Source organism: Halorubrum sp. Atlit-26R, assembly GCF_003666015.1.
Taxonomy (GTDB): Archaea; Halobacteriota; Halobacteria; order Halobacteriales; family Haloferacaceae; genus Halorubrum.
Window position 1 is genome coordinate 1 of sequence record NZ_QPLT01000413.1, and the last position, 504, is coordinate 504.

1 protein-coding gene is annotated in these 504 nt (G+C 72.2%); it reads right to left on the reverse strand.

The annotated features are described in order from the left end of the window. Positions 1 to 253: 253 nt before the first annotated feature. Positions 254 to 504, reverse strand: a 251-nt coding sequence (locus tag DVK07_RS21220) for an acyl-CoA thioesterase (RefSeq protein WP_394338905.1), incomplete at its 5' end; no start/stop codon positions are given.

Sequence of the window (504 nt, forward strand, 5' to 3'; positions counted from 1 at the left end):
TCCGTCCGGGTACCTCGCGACCCCGGTGTGTGCGCCGGCCCGACCTGTCGCCCCGCCGTTCACTGCGCGCCATGGCGATCGATCGACACGTCAGCCTCGCCGACGCCGTCCATCCCGACCGCGAGGAAGCGCCGTGCCTTCGCCGCACCCGATCGAGAACTTCGAAGCGGTGACGGCCGACGCAGCGCTCGGACACACCGAATCTGCCCCGACCGGTTAGCCCGAGTTCCGTCCCGTCGCTTCTCGCGAACCGTCACCGGCCCTCGTCCGGCTCCGCGGCCAGCGCCTCGTCGCGCAGCTCGCGACAGCGCTCGCCCGCGACCTCCAGCTCCGGGACTGGCGTCGGGTTCCCGTCCGCGTCGACGGCGACGAACACGAAGTACGACTCCGTGGTGAGCTCGCGCTCGCCGGTGCGCGGCGACTCGCGGTACGCGCGGATACGCGTCCGGAGGCTCGTCCGCCCGACCGCGTACACGTACGACTCGACGACGCAGGTGTCGCCCT